This window comes from Saccharospirillum impatiens DSM 12546 (assembly GCF_000423605.1).
GTDB classification, from domain to species: Bacteria; Pseudomonadota; Gammaproteobacteria; order Pseudomonadales; family Natronospirillaceae; genus Saccharospirillum; species Saccharospirillum impatiens.
Genome location: NZ_AUIH01000113.1, coordinates 1 through 3145 on the forward strand (window position 1 = coordinate 1; position 3145 = coordinate 3145).

Sequence of the window (3145 nt, forward strand, 5' to 3'; positions counted from 1 at the left end):
TTCTTTCGAAGGCTTTAGAACGAGCATACTGTTTCACTGTGGGAAGCTGGATATGCTGCCATAGGGTTCCACAGAGTTTTACGAAGAGCCCAAAAGGAAAGTCAATAAGGAGAAGTGAGTATGTCTAAGGTTTATCAGCAGATCAACTCTGTTACTGGTGTCGCTGGAGTTTCATTTGGTGGTGGCGGTGGAGGCGGGAGCAGGAAAAAGAAAAAGAAGAAAAGCAATACTAGTCACCTCGACCGCGTTGAAACGCAAATAAAATTGGGTGGAGGAGTTAGTCAGGTCGACAAAGCGTATCCTTACTCCTCATACAATGTCAGTCATAACAATGGAACACGAACACAGGATGATGGTAATAATGCCGACAAAAAACCTGGTCAACGGCTATTTTCCCAGTTCAATTCCGATATTCCTGGTGGCCACGCTGACAGAAACACAGGTAGAATTCAGGCTGAAACATTAAAGAACGGTTGGAACAACTCATCCCGAAGTGACAAGGTCATAATGGCTACCTCAACTCTGTCACACACAAATCCAGTTGGAATCTTGTATACGTCGGCTCAAGTTGCCGCTAAAGCAACTGATAAATAGTAATCTACTACGCGCCTCTCAAGAATTGAGAGGCGCAAAAAAAGTGAGTAATAGTATGTCTGAACTTGCTATGTACGCAATGGGTTTCTATATCACTCTAAGACCAGTTATTAGAAAACTCTACATCTTCTTTAACTCTGATCGCGGGCTCCAACTGACATCACCACTTCACGACGACATACAAGCAATTGAGATAATCATAAAAAACAAGCAAAGATATCTTAAAAAAATATTACTAGCAATACTGTGCTCTAAACTCCTACTGGCTTATTCATATGGTGTTTTTTTTATGCTAATCACTATATATATAAGTAATTTTTATTAAATTTCTGATCACTATATCCAATTAAATTCCACTTATGAATAATTGATATATTCATCACTACTAAAAGAGCATGCAGAATTCATAATATTTACTTAAAAAAGGAAATATTAGTAAGAACATACTACAGGGATCATAACCACTCGAATGAAAATTTCAAAGGCACCAACTAAGCTACAAGAGAATTGCTTAAACCAGTTCGAGCAGGCGATCGGAATCATTGGTCTACCATATCGAATTGGACTATCGTTGTCCCCGTTCATTAAAGAAGGACACTTAGCTACCGAACTAATTCTGGAAAAACTGAGTACTCTTTCGGGTCTGAAATGCAGCTGGCAACAGGTGGCTGATGATTCGAAACTTCTTATATCCGATAAACAGTGGATTTTAATATCAGACGAAGGAGACACCTATCTTGCTAGTAGGAGCGAGAAAGGTGAAGTTCGGTTATCAGTTTACAATCATAATAGTGAAGAAGTGGAAGGTTATGATGGGTGTTTTGAAACGCTTTCAAAAGCCCTAAGGCTGACCCGCTATGCCCTGGTAATTGAAAATACTAACCAAACAAGCACCTATAGAAGTCCGTCTGGGTTCAGGTCTTCTTATGTTTTTCAGCATTTCTCTCGCCAAAAAAATACAGCCAAAGTCATTATCGGGGTCGCCATGGTCATCGCTCTTTTAGGCGTCGCTACTCCGCTTGGATTTCAAACCTTTACTGACAAGATTCTCCCCTATTCCGCCCAGGGGTCTCTCATCGTAGTCGTAGTTCTACTTTTGTTAACTGCTGTTGCAACCAGTATTTTTCAGTGCTTTCACGACTATCAGGAAAGTGTGCTGTTTGCCAAATACCAAAACGGCTTGGGTAAGGAAGTATTCAGTCGCTTGCTTGACATGAACATCCCTTTTTTTGATGGCCAGAAAGTCGGCGATCTGACCAAGCTAGTTGATCAGATTGAAGAGGCCTCAAATTTCCTGGTTCGGCAATTGCTGGTTTCAGTCGTTTCTGTAATTTCATTGTTCGTCGTGCTGCCATTCCTGTTTTTCTATAGCCCGATGCTGTCCATGATGGTGCTTGGGATTGGCTTGGTGATGGCCCTGACCGTTGGACTTTCTCTGAAGCCCCTTCGCAATCGGGTACTGCAGGCCTATACCTATGACGCCTCCTACCAATCAACGTTGATCGAGATGGTTAAAGGTATGCGCACCATTAAGTCACTGGCGAATGAATCGCACTTTCGCCACCGCATTAATACCAGCCTGGAAACCAACCTCTATGGCGATTTCCACATTGCCAGGCTAGGCCATGTGGTGCGCGCCATGGTGAGTTTTCAAAGCCAGCTAATAACGATCGCCGTGATTTTCTTTGGTGCCCAAGCAGTTTTTGCAAATCAGATGACCATCGGCCAGTTGATTGCGTTTAACATGATGGCTGGCAACGTCGTCAACCCGTTGTTGTCTTTGGTGATGACAGCCAGTGGCTGGGAAACCTTCAAGCTCGCTAAAAAACGACTGGAAGAATTGCACCCCCCCGAGCCCATTGCTCTACCGGTCGACGGTAGTGACCTGGATTTAAACGGCCCAATCGAATTCCAAGATGTTTGGTTTCGGTATCCAACGAGCGAGACCGATGAAAACCAGAAGTCTGATGGTTACGTACTCAAGAACATCAACCTCACAATTCAGCCCAGAGAGATAGCAGGCATAGTGGGAGGAAGCGGCTCCGGCAAGTCAACGCTGGCCAATCTGTTATTGGGCTTTTATAAGCCCACTCGAGGCAGGATCAAAGTCAATGGCTACGACATTGAGCTGATACCGCCAGAGGTGCTGCGTGCGCGCATTTCATCTGTTCAGCAAACCAGTTTCCTGTTCAACACCTCGGTGCTGGAGAATGTTCATCTGGGCCGTCTTGATTCCAATGTCGATGATATTCAACAAGCTTTGAAGGACTCGGGTAGCAGTGTCTTTGTAGATGAGATGCCACACAAGTTCCTGACGGCGCTCAGTGAAGATGGTGGCAACCTTTCCGGTGGTCAGCGCCAGCGATTGGCCATTGCCCGTGCCCTGGTGCGCAACAGTGACATCCTCCTATTCGATGAAGCGACCAGCGCATTGGATAACCAAACCGAGGAAAAAATTAAGGCTCTTCGTAGTTTCCTGTGGAAATCCAGTATAATCAGGACTTGATCATACCGAATTTACGGGGAGTCTTTCTGTGGAAATCGAAGAGCA

The 3145-nt window shown here is 44.4% G+C and carries 2 protein-coding genes; both read left to right on the forward strand.

Annotated features, from left to right (window positions below):
• Positions 1-120 precede the first annotated feature (120 nt).
• The gene (locus G565_RS26955) at positions 121-594 is read left to right on the forward strand and encodes a hypothetical protein (protein ID WP_157600187.1); all 474 of its coding nucleotides are present in this window, start codon (positions 121-123) and stop codon (positions 592-594) included.
• A gap of 469 nt (positions 595-1063) precedes the next feature.
• Complete coding sequence (locus tag G565_RS0120545; RefSeq protein ID WP_084649500.1) at positions 1064-3100, forward strand: peptidase domain-containing ABC transporter; 2037 nt, start codon at positions 1064-1066, stop codon at positions 3098-3100.
• Positions 3101-3145 lie beyond the last annotated feature (45 nt).

Excerpts from the sequence above, each read along its gene's own strand:
- G565_RS26955 (WP_157600187.1), top strand. The coding sequence starts at position 121 with ATGTCTAAGGTTTATCAGCAGATCAACTCTGTTACTGGTGTCGCTGGA.
- G565_RS0120545 (WP_084649500.1), top strand. The coding sequence starts at position 1,064 with ATGAAAATTTCAAAGGCACCAACTAAGCTACAAGAGAATTGCTTAAAC.